The following is a 16003-nucleotide window of genomic DNA, read 5'->3' on the forward strand; positions in this document are numbered from 1 at the left end:
ACGCCCACGAACTTAAGTGAGTACTAGCGTATACGCAAGTACTCATGCGTTGTCGGTGGCATAATCAAACGCGCTTCACTCACGGAGAAGGAACGGGGAAACATGGGCGTCGAGGAAACCACGACCAGCGCAGAATTACTGGTGCCCGAGGCGGCACTGGGACGTTCCGACCAGACTTCCCGCCAGTACCTTCGGTTGCGGGCCGACATCCTCGACGGAAAGTTTGCCCAGGGCGCCCCGCTTCACGAAACGCAATTGTGCGAAACCTACGGTGCCTCGCGCACACCTATCCGGGAAGCCCTCAATTGGCTTGCGCACGACGGACTTCTCGAGCGCGCCGCCCGCGGCTTCCGGGTGCGATCCGGAACACCCGAAGACGTCATCGAAATCTATGCTGCGCGAGTGGCTTTGGAGTCCGAGGCCGCCGGGGCAGCTGCGTTGCGACACACCGAGTTGGACCTTGCGCGCCTCGAAGGTCTTCATGACCAGTGCTGCACAGCCACTGACGGCGCAGCGATTCGGGCCGGCAATTTCAAGTTCCATGAAGCACTCTGGCAGTCCGCACACAATGCGACGATCACGTCACTCCTGATCAGGTTGACCACCCAACTGCGGATCTACGACAGCGGACCGCCCTCCAACTACGGTGAACCCGATCTACTGAATTCCGAGCACCAAGACATCCTGACGGCAATACGAGGTCGCGACGAGAAGTCCGCCCGTGAACATATGCGGGCTCACCTCGAACGTAGTCGCGAGCAGCGCATCAAGATGTTTGCAGGTCGCTGACCGGAGAAACTACCGACACCACGACCGCTCGACCGTCCATCGGACGGACCGGGCGGTCTTTGCCATGTCTATCGCGCCACATAATTAGGCAAGTCAACCCTTAGTAAGGATATGCTAGCTTAATTCCTGTTAGAAATTGTTTCAGTTTTCGATAACCATCACCACGCCAAGTCTTTTCGGAGAAACCATGCCCCCGAAGCACACCCCCTCCCCTCTTGCCGGTGCCCTGACGCGGCGCCAACTCATCCGCTCGATGGGCATCGCAGCGGCAGCACTCGGCGCATTTGGTATTACCGCCTGCTCCTCTCGGGCACCGGTATCCGAGACGGCGTCGACCGGCGCCACAAGCGGTCCGTTCACCGTCGTGGATCAGTACCAGAACACGATCACCTTCGACACCCCGGTCGGCCGCATCGCGTCCGCGATCATTCCGGTTCCGTCGATGATTGCCGGCTCCGATCAGTCGATCTCGCGCAATGTCGGCGTCAACTCGAGTGCGATCTCGCTGGCCAAGAACGGCATGCTCGGGGTGATGTTCCCCGAATTCCTCAATACCCCAGTTGTTTCCGGACCCGACTTCGTTCCGAACGTCGAGCAGATCCTCTCACTCAACCCGGATGTCGTGATCCAGTGGGGCGACAAGGGCGACGACATCGTGGCGCCGCTGCGCAACGCGGGTCTCAAAGTCATCCTCCTAAAGTACGGAACGCAGGAAGACCTCGAAGCCTGGATCAACATCTTCGGAGACCTCCTCGACAAGAAAGCCGAAGCGCAGGAAATCCTCGCGCGCATGGCAACCGACCGCAAGACCGTCGAATCCATTGCCGCTGCAAACACCGCCACGGCGCCGCGAGCGATGTACTTCTACAGCACCCCTGAAACCAAGGTCTCGGCCGACAACACGTACATGGACTTCTGGATCACCCTCGCCGGTGGCAAGAATGTTGCCAGGGGCGCCGGAAAGGGAACCAGCGTCGCCGTCACCAAGGAACAAATCCTCACGTGGGATCCCGAGGTCCTGGTTCTCGGAAACTTCGACGCAGCAATCCCGCAGGATATCTACGACGACCCCAACTGGGCATCCCTGAGCGCCGTGAAGAACAAGCGCGTCTACAAGGCGCCCATCGGCGGATTCTCGTGGGACCCGCCGTGCAACGAGTCGAACTTGATGTGGCTCTGGGTCGCTGAAATCTTCTATCCCGAAGCGAAACTCGATCTCGATCTGCGTAATCGTATTCGTCAGACGTACACCTCGTTGTACGCCTACGACGTTTCCGACGCCGAGATCGATCGCATCCTGCACCTCGAGTCCAACCAGGTGAGCGCCGGATATGACTCGTTCCGCGCTTGAGTCGGACGCGGTACCTTCCGGTAGCGAGAAAACTGCCGGAAGGCCCTCCCGGTACCGGGCTTTCACCGTTCCGCTGATCCTGACGTTCGGCATCCTCGCTATCGGTCTGGCAGCTCTGGCCATCGGCCGCTACACGATCCCCGTCAACGAGGTCGCCCGCATCCTCATCGATCGGGTCATCCCGCTCGAGCAGACGTGGACCGATGTCGAGTCGCAAGTTGTTCTCGGCGTACGATTCCCGCGACTTCTGCTCGGAATGCTTGTCGGTGGCGGTCTTGCACTGTGCGGTTCCGCACTGCAGGCCGTATTCCGCAACCCCTTGGTGAGCCCTCAGGTCCTTGGCGTCTCGTCCGGCGCATCCTTCGGCGGAGTCCTTGTCCTGATGCTCGGTCTCGGTTCAGCTTTCTTGGTCGGCGGTGCATTCATTTTCGGTATCGCCGCCCTGATCATGGTGATGGCGATCGGAAAGACCCGTTCCGGCAGTTCGATTCTCATGATCGTGCTCGGTGGCGTGGTGACCAGTGCGTTCTTCTCGGCGCTTGTCTCGTTGATCACGTACCTCGCCGATCCGTACAGCACGCTGCCGTCAATCGTGTTCTGGCTCATGGGTTCCCTGGCCACCGCAGACATGGGCAAGGTGGCAATCGCCGCTGTTCCCATCCTTCTCGGCAGCGCGGTCATTCTCGGGTTGCGATGGCGGGTGAACATCCTTTCGCTCGGCGACGACGATGCCGCGTCACTCGGCGTGAAACCGCACCGCCTGCGCATGCTGCTGCTGGTCATGGTGGCGTTCATGACGGCCGGCGCAGTGGCGGTGTCCGGTGTGATCGGCTGGGTCGGCTTGGTTGTACCGCATCTGGCCAGGCTGTGGGTCGGCCCGGATCACCGGGTCTCGATGCCGACGACGTTTGTTCTCGGCGCCGCCTACCTGACCGTCATCGACACGCTGTCACGCACGATCAGTCCGGGCGAGATTCCACTGGGCATCTTGACGGCCATCATCGGTGCACCGGTCTTTGTTGTTCTCCTTCGCAATTCGAGCAGAAGGGCCTTCATCGATGCTTGAGCTCATCGACCTCGGGTTTCGGTATTCAGGACGGGACTGGGTTTTTCGCCACACGAATCTCACCATCGAGTCGGGCTCGATCACCTCGATCCTTGGCCCGAACGGCAAGGGCAAAACCACCTTGCTGCGCTGCATTGCCGGGCTGAATACCGCTCAGGAAGGCCGCGTTGTCCGCGACCCGAACATCGGTTACGTTCCGCAAGCTACCTCGTCGAGTTTTGCGTACTCGGTCTTCGACATGGTGCTGATGGGCCGAGCGAAAAAGGTGTCGACCTTCGGGGTTCCCAGCAAAGCCGATGTGGCCCAGACCCGTACGGTACTCGAGCGAGTCGGCATCGATCACCTCGCGACATCGAACTTCACCGAACTGTCCGGCGGACAACGGCAACTGGTCCTGATCGCGCGCGCACTCAACACCGACTGCACCTTCATGATCCTGGACGAACCCGTCTCGGCGCTCGACCTGCGAAACCAAGCGCACGTCCTCCAGCTTCTGCGCGAACTCGCGTCAGAAGGCATGGGCATCCTACTGACCACCCACCATCCCGATCACCCACTTCATCTGGGAGGCGACGCCGTAGTGATGTTCAGTCCCGAAGAGATCGTCGTCGGTCCGGTAGCGACCCTCGTTACCGGTGAGACCCTCTCTCGGCTCTACGGCATCGATGTCGCCACCGACACGGTCCACGACCGCGGGAATCCGCGCACCGTGGTCTACACCCGCTACGACAATTTTGCGGCGGCCGGAAACGACCTTCGCCTCACAGAAAGCTCACTCACATGACCGCCGCGCTACACGCAACAACTCCGGTTCTGCACTTCGTGATGGGGTCCAACGCCGGCATGGCCGGCGGCACGTCGGACACGGATGTCGTCCGCAACGTAGACCTCTACGAACTCGACGCCTTGGACCTGACTTCTGTTTCCGGACTCATCGTCAACGGCAACTGCGATCAGATCTACTTGGAACGACGCAAGGACGTCCTCACGGACTTCGTCACCGCCGGCGGCCGGATCGCGATCATGGGGCATCCCCTGACGGATTTCCTTCCCGGCCTGGGACAGTGGCGCAAATTGCAGTACTCCGGCCCCAAAGATCTGGCAATCTCCGCCGGAAGCCCGCACCCCGTGTGGGCAGGTGTCGACCCGGCCGATCTCAGTTTCCGCAAGGAAGTCTCCGGTTTCTACGGGCGTGGCTACAGCCAGAAACTTCCGGACAACGCCATCGTCACCAATTACATCGGCCGCCACGGACTGCCGGTCGACTACGTCTACCCACTGGGCAAGGGCGAGGTGCTGGTGCACGGAGGAATCGATCTGGCGGTGTTCCAGTCCGATCCGAATACGTCGGCACGCGTCTACCCCCAGTTGCTGTCCTGGCTTGCCCAGCTCGACCGAACGGAAAACCGATGACCATACTCAACGAAACCGCCCTCGAAGCATTCAACCGCACCGACCGCGCTCCCCTGTCCACGCGCAATCTCGCTCTGGTGCACGGCGGCTCGCATTTTCATCTGCAGACCCTCGAGGATCCGGCCGTTGTCGCGCACCAGCCGGATTTCCATTACCTCGCTGATCTGCAGCCCGGCGATCTCGACGACGTCACGACGCTGATCCTGGCCGATCGTTTGCATCCGGAGCTTCTCCGCAAGCACGCCGCCGAGTTCCTCGCTGTCGCCGAACGCGGTGGCACCCTCGTCGTCCTCGGTGAGAATGCCGCGCACACATGGCTTCCCGGTGTGACCTGGAGCCCGCGTCCCACCAACTTCTGGTGGTGGCGAACCGGCGAGGACCCGTTGATCCGCACACGCAGCCACGATCACGAATCGTGGAAATATCTCACCACGAAGTCTGTGATCTGGCACCACCACGGCCTGCTTCACACCGACGCGGACGTTGTGCCACTGCTGATCTCGGAAGAACCCGACGCGGAGGGCAACCCCTGTGACGCCGGTATGATGCTGTTCGAGGACACCACCTCGACTCCCGGCCGCATCATCGCCACGACGCTGGACCCGACGTACCACCACGGCAACAACTTCATGCCGGGTTCGACGCGATTCCTCTACGCGCTACTGCGGTGGGTCGATCACACCTGACGGCACTACGTCGTAGACCTCGTCGGCCGGTTGCGCCATAACTCGATCAGTCATCTCCTGCTTGAGCACCACCAACCGGGCCTCTGCTTCGGCGCTTCGGCTGGGAGTGCGTGACAGCTCGATGAATTCGTCCACGACGAAGCCCTCACGCAGGATCAGCGTGACACTCTCATCGCGGTAGTCGATCTGGAATACGTACAGTTCCAGCGTAATTCCCCGCTCGGGGCGAGCAAGGGAGCCGTCGACGGTGTATCGACCTTCGGTGACTGCGCGAGTGACCAGTTCGACAGTGTCCCGCACTCCAGGGCCACCGTGCGATGTTGTGACAACAAGCTCGCGCCGCTCGACGGGCTCATCCTGCCCCAGGACTCCGAGTGCCCGTTCGAGCACTTTGTAGGCGTGGGCAACACCGCCGGGCGCCAAAGGTCCGTGGTAGCGCAGGGCGTCGGCGAAGGTGAAGTCCAAGGTCGTTCCCTGATCGATCACCGTGAGGCTGTTGGTCATGACAGAATCCTTGCAGAAAATCGGGCTCTCCGGCACCACTGCCGGAGAGCCCGAGTCAAGGACAGTGAAAGATCAGTAATCGTCCTCGGTGTAAATGATCATGCCGCGCAAGTTCTTTCCCGCGAGCATGTCGGCGTAGCCCTCGTTGATCTCCTCGAGCTTGTAGGTGTTGGTCACCAACTCGTCGAGTTTGAGTGCGCCGCTGCGGTAGTGATCGAGCAGCTTCGGAATCTGGGAACGCGGACCGACACCGCCGAAGATGGCTCCCTGCAAGCGCTTCTGCAGCAGTGTCAGCTCGAACAGGCTGAGCGTCACCTGCGAATCGGCGTAGTGGCCCATGCCGACCACAACAACCTGACCGCCCTTACCCGTGGCGCTGAGGGCAGGTTGAATGATGTCGCCGTGGATCTCTCCGACAGTGATCACGGTGACGTCGGCCATCTTGCCCCACGTGAGTTCACCGATCGCGGGGATAGCTTCCTCGAGCGAGGCGAAGGTATGAGTTGCGCCGAATTCCTTGGCCTTCTGCCGCTTGAATTCAACCGGGTCGATCGCAACAACAAAGCGCGCGCCCGCAGACGCGGCACCCTGCACCGAGTTGATGCCGACACCGCCGACTCCGATAACCACGACCGTGTCACCGACCTTTGCGCCGCCGATAGCCGTCGCCGATCCCCAACCCGTCGCGACGCCACAGCCGAGCAGCGCTGCCTTGTCGAGTGGGATGTCCTTCTCGATCTTGATCACCGAGGACTCGTTGACCGTCACGTACGGAGAGAACGTGCCGAGCAGGCACATCTGAATGACGGGCTCACCATCGAGGGTGACTCGGTACGAATTATCCGAGATCGATTGTCCGGTAAGCAGACCCGCACCCTGGTCGCAGATATTCTGCAATCCCTTTGCGCATGACGGACAGCGTCCACACGCCGGAATGAACGCCAGTACAACGTGATCACCTTCGACGACGCTCGTAACGCCCGGTCCCACCTTGGTCACCACTCCGGCACCTTCGTGCCCACCCACGGCAGGATAGAAGGGAAGCGGGCTTGCACCCGTCCGCAAGTGCTCGTCCGAATGGCACAGCCCCGATGCGGCAAGCCGAATCTGCACTTCTCCGGAAATCGGATCACCCAGATCGACCTCTTCGATTTCCCACGGCTGACCTGGCGCCTTGACTACTGCTGCCTTGACCTTCACCAGCACTCCTCGAAATTATTCGTGATGCACGGACGACGACGGACCGAATCGGGACTTGTGTCCTCGATCACACTCCACCTACGAGTGTGCCCGATGGGGGCCGAAAATATCGGCGCTCAGACGATCACCTTCAGACGCGACAATGCCGCCACCGAGAAACTAGTGACGGCATTGTCGAAAGCACGAGATCTTCGCTCAGACAGCGGTACCGATCGGGCCACGCGCTGCTTCGTACGCCGCACCGACACGGTACAGACGCTCGTCCGCCATGGCCGGAGCCATGATCTGCAGACCGACAGGCAGATTGTCGTCCGCCGAGAGACCCGACGGCACCGACATGGCGCAATGGCCGGCCAGGTTGGTGGGCAGGGTGCAGAGGTCGGAGAGGTACATCGCGAGCGGATCGCCCACCTTCTCCCCCAACTTCCACGGCGTGAACGGACTGGTCGGCGAGACCAGAACATCGACCTGCTCGTACGCCTTGTCGAAATCGCGAGCGATCAGAGTGCGAACCTTCAGGGCTGAGCCGTAGTAGGCGTCGTAGTAGCCCGAGGACAGTGCGTACGTGCCGATCATGATGCGGCGCTTGACCTCCGGACCGAAGCCGGCAGCGCGAGTGGCTGCCATGACCTGATCGGCGCTCATGTTGCCGTCGTCGACGCGCATGCCGTAACGCATGGCGTCGAAGCGAGCGAGGTTGGACGAGACCTCACTGGGCAGCACCAGGTAGTACGACGCGAGCGCGTACTCGAAGCTCGGGCACGAGACCTCGACAACCTCGGCGCCGAGAGCCTTCAATTGCTCGACAGCCGCGTCGAAGGACGCGATGACTCCGGGCTGGTAGCTGTCGGAGTGCAGCTCCTTGACGACGCCGACCTTGACGCCGCGCAGGTCTCCGTTGGCACCTTCGCGAGCCGCGGCAACCACCGGACGCACGGGAGCGTCGATAGACGTGGAGTCGCGCGGATCGTGTCCGGCGATGACCTCGTGCAGCAGCGCGGTGTCGAGCACGGTGCGACCACACGGGCCACCCTGATCGAGCGACGACGCACACGCGACAAGACCGAAACGCGAGACGGTTCCGTACGTGGGCTTGGTGCCGACGGTTGCCGTGACTGCGGCCGGCTGGCGAATGGATCCGCCGGTGTCGGTGCCGATGGCCAACGGTGCCTGACGGGACGCCAGCGCAGCTGCACTACCGCCGCCCGAGCCGCCGGGGATACGCGTGGTGTCCCACGGGTTACGCGTCGGGCCGTACGCCGAGTTTTCGGTGGAGGAACCCATCGCGAATTCGTCGAGGTTGGTCTTGCCGAGGATCGGAATGCCTGCGGCGCGAAGCTTGCTCGTCAGGGTCGCGTCGTACGGCGCTACCCATCCTTCGAGCATCTTCGACGCGCAGGTCGTCGGCATGTCCGTGGTGGTGAAGATGTCCTTGAGCGCAATCGGCACACCGGCGAGCGGCGATACGGGCTCGTTTCCGGCTGCCAGGGAGCTGTCGACGGCAGCAGCGGCTTCGAGCGCCTGATCGCCGGCGACGTGCAGGAAAGCGTGGTACTCGGAGTCGACTGCAGCGATGCGATCGAGGTGCGCCTGGGTGACCTCTACGGAGGACACCTCACGCGAATGGATCTTGTCTGCCAGAACCGAGGCGTCCAGCGTTGTCAGGTCGGCGGTCATTCGCCCTCTCCAAGGATCTGCGGAACGGCAAAGCGATCCTGTTCGACTGCGGGTGCACCGGACAACGCCTGATCCGGGGTCAACCCCGGCACGATGACGTCCGGTCGGGTGACGTTGGTGACGGCATTGGGGTTCGCCATGGGCGGAACGTCGTCGGCCGCAACCTCGGTGACCACCTTGACGTGGTTGAGAATCGAATCCAACTGACCGGCGAACTCGTCGAGTTCTGCGTCGGACAGTGCGAGTCTGGACAGCCGCGCGAGGTGCGCGACCTCGTCACGGGAGATGGCAGGCACCGCGGGGCCCCTTTCGGAAGAGGACGTATTCATTGCCGGTCCAGCCTAGTTGCTCGGCTCAGCACACTTGTAGTCGCGCCTCGCGTGTCCACCGCCACGTCCGGTTCGACCGAAGTGTTTCGGTCATGTCACAACCTCGTACAGCGGGCGTGACGGGGCCGCGGCGCCGACCATCGACACGGCGACAAGTGCAAAGATGACGTACAGCGCGAGTCACCACGACCCGGGCGACAACCGAAAGCGAAAGGACGAACGTGTCATACCTGCTCCGCGTCAGTCTGCCCGACCGTCCCGGTAGCCTCGGCGCACTCGCCGTCGCACTGGGTTCCGTCGGAGCCGACATTCTCTCCCTCGACGTCGTAGAGCGAGGCGACGGTTTTGCCATCGACGATCTTGTTGTCGACGTCGAACCGGGAGCGCTACCGGACACACTCATCACGGCAGCCGAGCATCTTCCCGGCGTATCGGTGGATTCCATCCGTCCGTACGCGGGAATCCTCGACACCCACCGTGAGCTCGAACTCATCGACTCAGTCGCCACCGCAAAGGACGATCGCCTCCAGGTACTCGTTGACGGCGCCCCGCGAGTGCTGAGAGTGGGTTGGTCCGTCATCGTCGACATCGGCCCGCAAGGGGCATATCGGGTGGTCGGCAGCTCGGGCGCACCCGAAACTCACGCCACCGAGGTCCCGTGGATGCCCCTCGAGAAGCCGGCAGTCCTCGACGGTGAAGCCGACTGGGTGCCCGAGGTGTGGCGCGACATGGACACCAGCCTCGCCGCCGCACCATTGGGTTCGGGCGGTCGAGTCCTGATGCTCGGACGCCCCGGCGGGCCGGAATTCCGGCCGTCGGAGATTGCCCGGCTGGGTTATCTCGCCGGGATCATCGCGACAGTTCTGAGCTGACAACTACAGTTCCGGGTTATTACCGTTCTGGGTTACTACAGCTCTGGGTTACTACTCAGGCCAGGTCGCGCACCAAGACGGTCAGCTCCATGCCCCGGATCGGTTCCCACGCCCGGTCCGGGTCAGGGACAAATCCGTTGCGATCGTAGATACGACGCGCATCGACCATCTCCGGTTGAGTCGACATGACCACCGAGTGATCGCCACGGTCGTACGCCTCGGCGATCACGGCGCGTACCAAAGCCGTACCCGCTCCCGATCCGCGAGCATCGGGTGAGACTGCGAGCATGCGGAATTCGAGTTCGCCGGCCTGCGCTACGTCCGCGAACGGCGTTCCCGGTTCTGCCACGGTGAGCGATCCCACAACGCGGTCAGCGAGAACCGCGACCAGCACTCGGCCGTCCTGCGCCCGAGTTGCCGTGTCGCGCAGACGCTCCGCGTACGGGGTTCCTTCGGCAACAAATCCGCCACCCACGTAAGCCTGCACAGTCAGCTCCCCTACGGTGTCGAACTCGTTGGGGAGGATTTCGCGAATCTCGATCATGGCGTCACTATTGCACCCTGCGTACCGAACTCGGAAATCGCAAAGCGAAGTAGTTATTCGTCCAATTCGGTGGGTGCTACCGCGTCCGGGCCACCTTCGAGCAACCGACGGAAGCCGTCCTCGTCGAGCACGGGCACGCCCAATTCGACCGCCTTGTCGTGCTTGGAACCCGGTGCTTCACCGACAACCACAAACGCCGTTTTCTTCGAAACGGAACCGGCTGCCTTACCGCCGCGCACGAGGATCGCTTCCTTCGCCTGATCGCGGGAGTACGTCTCGAGTGAACCGGTGACCACGATCGAGAGGCCCTCGAGGTTGCGCGGAATGGAATCGTCTCGCTCGTCCTCCATTCGCACTCCAGCGGCCGCCCACTTGTCCACGATCTGCTGATGCCAGTCCACCGTGAACCACTCGACCACTGCGGCGGCAATCGTGGAACCGACGCCGTCTACAGCTGCCAACTGCTCCATCGACGCTTCCCGAATGCGTTGCAGCGAACCGAATTCCCCCGCCAACGCTCGCGCCGCCGTTGGACCGACATGCCGAATGGACAGTGCCACAAGCACTCTCCACAACGGCTTGTCCTTGGCCGAATCCAGGTTGGCCAGCAAGCGTTTTCCGTTTGCCGAGAGCGCTCCGGCGTTGGTCCGGAAGATCGGCACACCGATCAGAGTGTCGGCGTCGAGTGAGAAGAGATCACCTTCGTCGTCGATGGCCTTCGCTTCGAGAAGACCGGTCGCAGCCTCGTATCCGAGCACCTCGATGTCGAAGGCCCCGCGGCCGGCAACATGGAACACCCGCTCACGCAGCTGCGCCGGGCAGTGCTGCTGATTGGGGCAGCGCACGTCGACGTCGCCCTCTTTTGCGGGCGCCAGCAAAGTGTCGCACTCGGGACAATGCGTCGGCATGACAAACTCGCGCTCGGTGCCGTCGCGGACGTCGGCCACCGGTCCGAGAACCTCGGGGATGACGTCGCCCGCTTTACGCAGCACCACGGTGTCACCGATCAACACACCCTTGCGCTTGACCTCACTGCCGTTGTGCAGCGTGGCCAACGACACAGTCGAACCGGCTACCGTTACCGGTTCCATGTACGCAAACGGCGTCACACGTCCGGTTCGTCCGACGCTGACGCGAATGTCGAGAAGCTTGGTCGTGACCTCCTCGGGCGGGTACTTGTACGCAATCGCCCAACGCGGCGCTCGTGACGTGGTGCCGAGACGGCGATGCAACGACATTTCGTCGACCTTGACCACCAGGCCGTCGATCTCGTGCTCGACGTCGTGGCGATGTTCGCCCCAGTACTTCATCTTGTCCACGACGGCGTCCGCCCCGACAACGCGTGACGTGTGCGTCGACACCGGCAGACCCCACGCGGCGAGCGCGACATAGGCGTCGTACTGCGACGCGGGCTCGAAGCCCTCCATGCGGCCGAAACCGTGACAGATCATGCCGAGGCGTCGACGCGCCGTCACCGCGGGATTCTTCTGGCGCAACGATCCGGCGGCAGAGTTTCGCGGGTTTGCGAAGGGCGCCTTGCCTTCCGCGACCAACGACGCGTTGAGTGCGGCAAAGTCCTCGAGGCGGAAGAACACCTCACCACGCACTTCGAGCACGCTGGGGATCGGGTACTCGTCCGTCGCGGTGAGGTATTCCGGGATGTCGTTGATGGTGAGCGCGTTGAGCGTGACCAATTCGCCCGTGCGGCCGTCTCCACGGGTGGCAGCCCGCACGAGCTTGCCGTTCTCATAGACGAGGTTGAGCGCAACGCCGTCGATCTTGACTTCACACAGGTAGTGCAGATCCGGCCCGGTTTCCTGCTCTACCTTGGCAATCCAGCCGCGCAGTTCGGACTCGTCGAAAACGTTGTCGAGGCTGAGCATGCGCTCGAGGTGATCGACCGAGGTGAAATCCGTTGCGAACCCGCCGCCCACCAACTGAGTCGGTGAGTCAGGAGTCCGCAAGTCCGGATACTGCTCTTCGAGGGCATTGAGCTGACCGAGCAGTGTGTCGAATGCGCCGTCCGAGATGGTCGGTGCATCACGAACGTAGTAGCGGAACTGATGCTGACGGACCTCCTCGGCCAGCTCCATCCACTGCTCACGCGCCTCGTTGGGCGCAGGCTGCACGGTTCCCTCGGTGGTTTCACTCACAAGACAAGAGAATATCGGTTCTCACCGACAGAAAAGCACCGCGAGTCAGAATGCCGACGGATCGTCCACCAAGGCCTTGCTGACGTCGGTGCACACCTTCAGCGCCGTGCGGGCGTAGTCGAGGCCGGCGCCGGCCAGACCGCATCGCGGGGTCACCGCCACCTGAGTCTGCAGCAGCTCCCGCGAAAACCCGAGACGGTCGATCAGCGTCACGGCAGGCATTGCGCGTTCTTTCCACGTGAGCGGCTTCTCGGGCGCCGTGGAGGGAACCAGACCCAACGCCAGCTGCTTGCCGGCATCGAACAACTGGCCGATGCCGTCCAAGTCGCGCGAGGAAATCAGGGACAGGTCGAAGCTCACGGCACTCGCCTTGCTGCGTCGCAGCAGATCCCACGGGAGGTCCGCGCTGCAACTGTGCACGATGGTCGGCAATCCGCAGCCCTCGATGGCCGAGTCCAGAATCGCCAGGGCTTCCGGTTCGGGGAGTGCCGGAACACTTTCCATTCTCGTGCGTCCGGGCAAAGACCCGGCGAGCACAGCAGTCATCTGCGGTTCGTCGAGCTGAACGATCACGCGGGCACCCGTGCGGCGGGTCACCTCGGCGGCGTGGCGGGCCAACCCCTCGCCCAACGATTCGGCAATGTCACGCAGTGCTCCGCGATCCACGAGCACACGTGAACCGTTTGCGACCTCGATCTCGGCGCCGAGTGTCAGCGGGCCGGCAGCCTGCAGCTTGATCACGTGATCTCCGCCGACCAGCCGCGCTGCTTCCCAGGCTTCCTCGAGAGCGTCGAGATCCTGGTTCAGGAAATCCTCGGCGCGCTTGGCGATGTTGCCGCGCCGGGGCACAACCCGGTACGAGCGCGTCGACGCGTCGAGGTTGATGTCGACGAGGACGGCACCGGTTCGGCCCACTGTGTCTGCGCCGAGACCGCGTGCCGGTAGTTCCACCAGGTGCGGAAACCCGCCGAGCTCACCGAGGATGGTGGCGGCACTTTCCCGGGCATCCGTGCCCGGCCAGGATCCGATTCCGGTGACCAGGCCACCGATGGAAACCTGCTGTGTCACAGTGTGTTCGGCTCGGATTCGGTTCCGGCGATAGTGCCGCTGCCGAGTACCTGATCGCCCAGTTCACTGTCGGGACGGTACAAAACCACTGCCTGCCCCTTCGCGACACCCGTCAGCGGTTCCCGCAAGGAAATCGTGATGCCGCCGCCTGAAGTGCCGTCGTCGACTGCCTCTGCCACTGCCTGCGCCAGTCCGCCGTGAGCCCGAACCTGCACCATGCACTCGACCGGGCCTTCGGGGGCCTGACCGGACGTCCAGATCGCACGCTGCGCCGTGATCGCCCACACATCGAGATTCTTGGCCGAACCGACTCGGACAGTGCCGGTTTCGGGTTCGATCGACGTGACGTACCGCGGGCGTCCGTCCACCGCCGGACCTTCGACGCCCAGTCCCTTACGCTGACCGATCGTGAAGCCGTGCACGCCGTCGTGTGCTGCCAGGACCTCACCCGAATCGGCGTCGACGACGCTTCCCGGGCGAACACCGATCCGGGCGCCGAGGAATGCTCGGGTGTCACCGGTCGGGATGAAGCAGATGTCGTGGCTGTCCGGCTTGTTCGCGACGGCAAGTCCGCGCTCGGCGGCCTCTTCGCGGATCTGCTCCTTCGGTGTGTCGCCGATCGGGAACATAGCGCGCGAAAGCTGCGCTGCTGTCAGAACTCCCAGGACGTACGACTGATCCTTGTCGGAGTCGACTGCGCGGCGCAGAACGCCGTCTTCGAGGCGGGCGTAATGGCCCGTGGCAACGGCGTCGAATCCGAGCGCAACCGCGCGATCCGCGAGAGCGGTGAACTTGATCTTCTCGTTGCAGCGCAAGCACGGGTTAGGCGTCTCACCCGCGGCGTACGACGCCACAAAATCGTCGATCACGTCTTCTTTGAAGCGATCCGCAAAGTCCCAGACGTAGAAGGGGATTCCCAGAACGTCGGCGGCGCGCCTGGCATCGCCCGCGTCTTCCTTGGAACAGCATCCACGCGAACCCGTGCGCAAAGCGCCAGGTGCCGTCGACAACGCCAGATGAACTCCCACGACGTCATGGCCGGCGGCAACTGCGCGGGCGGCGGCAACGGCGGAGTCGACGCCTCCGCTCATGGCTGCGAGTACTCGCATCAGCGATCCCCTCCACGCGAACCGGCACCGGCAAGACCGGCGGCCCGAGCGCGCTCTACTACTTGTGGCAGCGCTGCGATGAGCGCATCCACATCGGTGACACTCGACGTATGTCCGAGTGAAAATCTCAAGGAACCCCGCGCGGTCGACGGTTCTACGCCCATCGCGATCAGCACGTGGCTGGCCCGGGCAACACCTGCGGTGCACGCCGAACCGGTGGAGCATTCGATACCCGCAGCGTCGAGGAGCATCAGCAACGAGTCCCCTTCACAGCCGGGAAAAGTGAAGTGCGCGTTGCCGGGCAGACGGTCCGAACCGGTCGGGCCGTTGAGTACCGATTCGGGAAGAATCCGGAAAACACCCTCGATCAAACGATCGCGTAGTTCCGCCAATTCCCGTGCACTGGAATCGATGTGCGCGGTGTTCTCGCGCAGCGCCGCGGCCATGCCCACCACGCCCGCGGTATCCGGGGTTCCCGAACGAAGATCACGCTCGTGTCCGCCGCCGTGCAGGAGCGGCACACACGGAACCTGACGTCCCAGCAGCAGTGCGCCGACGCCGTGCGGGCCGCCGAACTTGTGTGCCGCGATACTCAGAGCAGAGAGCTTGCTCGCGGCAAAATCGACTGGCAACTGGGCAACGGCCTGGACTGCGTCACTGTGCATCGGGATTTCGAATTCCGCTGATATCTCGGCCAATTCGAGAATCGGCATGACGGTGCCGACCTCGTTGTTCGCCCACATGATCGTGACGAGTGCAACCTCGTCGGCGTGCACCGACAACTCGTCTCGCAGGGTCTGCGGGTCGACTACTCCGTTGGCGTCCACCGGCAACCAGGTGACCTTGGCACCCTCGTGCTTTTCGAGCCACTCCACGGTGTCGAGAACCGCGTGGTGCTCTACCGAGCTCGCCAGGATTCGGTTGCGCCTCGGGTCGGCGTCGCGGCGGGCCCAGAAGATTCCCTTGACTGCGAGGTTGTCACTCTCGGTACCGCCGGACGTGAAGATGACCTCCGACGGCCGAGCGCCCAGGCAGGCCGCGATCGACTCGCGCGATTCCTCGACACGGCGGCGCGCAGCACGGCCGGAGCCGTGCAGCGAGGACGCATTGCCCACGGTTGTGAAGATATCGGTCATCGCCTCGATAGCAGCTGCCGTCATCGGTGTGGTGGCGGCATGATCGAGGTACACCGGAAATGCGGTGTCAACACGGTGTGCAGGCAGAGTCATGGCCTGACCAGGA

The 16003-nt window shown here is 62.9% G+C and carries 16 protein-coding genes; 7 read left to right on the forward strand and 9 right to left on the reverse strand.

The genetic code is table 11. The annotated features are described in order from the left end of the window. Positions 1–102: 102 nt before the first annotated feature. The 6 genes from C7T36_RS01840 (at position 103) to C7T36_RS01865 (ending at position 5305) form a co-directional block, all read left to right on the forward strand. A complete protein-coding gene (locus C7T36_RS01840) occupies positions 103–789 on the forward strand; it encodes a GntR family transcriptional regulator (RefSeq protein ID WP_033231065.1) in 687 nt (228 codons plus the stop codon). Positions 790–976: 187 nt separating this feature from the next. Further along, positions 977–2140 carry an ABC transporter substrate-binding protein gene (locus C7T36_RS01845; RefSeq protein ID WP_045070363.1) on the forward strand — a complete coding sequence of 388 codons (1164 nt, stop codon included), beginning with the start codon at positions 977–979 and terminating at the stop codon, positions 2138–2140. Continuing rightward, the gene (locus C7T36_RS01850; RefSeq protein ID WP_045070365.1) at positions 2121–3206 is read left to right on the forward strand and encodes an iron ABC transporter permease; all 1086 of its coding nucleotides are present in this window, start codon (positions 2121–2123) and stop codon (positions 3204–3206) included. The genes C7T36_RS01845 and C7T36_RS01850 overlap by 20 nt, the downstream gene beginning before the upstream one ends. Continuing rightward, positions 3199–3990: an ABC transporter ATP-binding protein gene (locus C7T36_RS01855; RefSeq protein WP_045070368.1), complete on the forward strand. Its 792-nt coding sequence runs from the start codon at positions 3199–3201 to the stop codon at positions 3988–3990. The genes C7T36_RS01850 and C7T36_RS01855 overlap by 8 nt, the downstream gene beginning before the upstream one ends. Beyond that, entirely contained in the window at positions 3987–4619 is a 633-nt protein-coding gene (locus C7T36_RS01860) for a hypothetical protein (protein WP_052683624.1), read from the forward strand. The genes C7T36_RS01855 and C7T36_RS01860 overlap by 4 nt, the downstream gene beginning before the upstream one ends. After that, complete coding sequence (locus C7T36_RS01865; RefSeq protein WP_045070370.1) at positions 4616–5305, forward strand: hypothetical protein; 690 nt, start codon at positions 4616–4618, stop codon at positions 5303–5305. The genes C7T36_RS01860 and C7T36_RS01865 overlap by 4 nt, the downstream gene beginning before the upstream one ends. On the opposite strand, the gene C7T36_RS01870 is transcribed toward C7T36_RS01865, so the two are convergent. The 4 genes from C7T36_RS01870 to gatC all read right to left on the reverse strand — a co-directional run bounded on the left by C7T36_RS01870 (position 5279) and on the right by gatC (position 8982). Next, complete coding sequence (locus C7T36_RS01870; RefSeq protein WP_045070373.1) at positions 5279–5809, reverse strand: hypothetical protein; 531 nt, start codon at positions 5807–5809, stop codon at positions 5279–5281. The two genes, C7T36_RS01865 and C7T36_RS01870, sit on opposite strands and share 27 nt — an antisense overlap. Positions 5810–5881: 72 nt before the next feature. Beyond that, positions 5882–7009, reverse strand: a complete 1128-nt coding sequence (locus tag C7T36_RS01875; protein WP_033231475.1) for an NDMA-dependent alcohol dehydrogenase — start codon at positions 7007–7009, stop codon at positions 5882–5884. A 195-nt stretch (positions 7010–7204) separates the two neighbouring features. Further along, complete coding sequence (gatA, locus tag C7T36_RS01880; protein ID WP_045070375.1) at positions 7205–8686, reverse strand: Asp-tRNA(Asn)/Glu-tRNA(Gln) amidotransferase subunit GatA; 1482 nt, start codon at positions 8684–8686, stop codon at positions 7205–7207. Beyond that, positions 8683–8982, reverse strand: a complete 300-nt coding sequence (gene gatC, locus C7T36_RS01885) for an Asp-tRNA(Asn)/Glu-tRNA(Gln) amidotransferase subunit GatC (protein WP_033231072.1) — start codon at positions 8980–8982, stop codon at positions 8683–8685. The genes gatA and gatC overlap by 4 nt, the downstream gene beginning before the upstream one ends. Positions 8983–9236: 254 nt before the next feature. Between gatC and C7T36_RS01890 the strand changes: the two genes are divergently transcribed. Then, positions 9237–9887, forward strand: coding sequence for an ACT domain-containing protein (locus tag C7T36_RS01890; RefSeq protein WP_033231073.1), 651 nt, complete (start codon positions 9237–9239; stop codon positions 9885–9887). A gap of 55 nt (positions 9888–9942) precedes the next feature. Here the strand turns inward: C7T36_RS01890 and C7T36_RS01895 are convergent, their stop codons facing one another. From C7T36_RS01895 to C7T36_RS01915, 5 genes are all read right to left on the reverse strand, one after another. Then, entirely contained in the window at positions 9943–10431 is a 489-nt protein-coding gene (locus C7T36_RS01895) for a GNAT family N-acetyltransferase (protein ID WP_033231074.1), read from the reverse strand. A 53-nt stretch (positions 10432–10484) separates the two neighbouring features. Continuing rightward, the gene (gene ligA / locus C7T36_RS01900) at positions 10485–12524 is read right to left on the reverse strand and encodes an NAD-dependent DNA ligase LigA (protein ID WP_373557475.1); all 2040 of its coding nucleotides are present in this window, start codon (positions 12522–12524) and stop codon (positions 10485–10487) included. Positions 12525–12629: 105 nt separating this feature from the next. After that, a complete protein-coding gene (locus C7T36_RS01905) occupies positions 12630–13652 on the reverse strand; it encodes a methionine synthase (RefSeq protein ID WP_045070381.1) in 1023 nt (340 codons plus the stop codon). Then, entirely contained in the window at positions 13649–14761 is a 1113-nt protein-coding gene (gene mnmA, locus C7T36_RS01910) for a tRNA 2-thiouridine(34) synthase MnmA (RefSeq protein ID WP_033231077.1), read from the reverse strand. The genes C7T36_RS01905 and mnmA overlap by 4 nt, the downstream gene beginning before the upstream one ends. Then, positions 14761–15990, reverse strand: coding sequence for a cysteine desulfurase family protein (locus tag C7T36_RS01915; RefSeq protein ID WP_033231476.1), 1230 nt, complete (start codon positions 15988–15990; stop codon positions 14761–14763). Before C7T36_RS01915 ends, mnmA begins: the two co-directional genes overlap by 1 nt. Positions 15991–16003: the final 13 nt, after the last annotated feature.

This window comes from Rhodococcus sp. AD45-ID, from assembly GCF_003023755.1.
GTDB classification, from domain to species: Bacteria; Actinomycetota; Actinomycetes; order Mycobacteriales; family Mycobacteriaceae; genus Rhodococcus_F; species Rhodococcus_F globerula.